Genomic DNA, 326 nt, shown 5'->3' on the forward strand with positions numbered 1-326 from the left:
ATTAGCAATTATACTATAAATCTCTTTTTTCAAGTAATTTAATTGACATTAACATAAAAATAACAGTCCAAGAAATAACTATTAAAATGCTGTACCAATGAACTCCATAATCTTTAAAATGTTCTACTCCCATTTGTGTTACAATGCTTTGTATGACCGATAATCTTGTGAATGGTTCTACAATTAGATTAGACATTGATTCTAAAGGAAAAAATTGACAAATAGTATCAGAAATTGTACTATTAGGAAATATTTTAAAGGTGAGAACGCCTTTTGCAATTCCTTCAATAATTTTCCACACCATAAGAAATCCTAGAGCAAATGCT

Annotated in this window: 1 pseudogene; it reads right to left on the reverse strand. The window is 27.9% G+C overall.

Annotated features, from left to right (window positions below):
* Positions 1-13: 13 nt before the first annotated feature.
* Positions 14-326 (reverse strand): annotated as a pseudogene (locus AC23L6_RS13385) (ABC transporter permease); the annotation flags it as partial.

Source organism: Flavobacterium sp. R1_16, assembly GCF_057652095.1.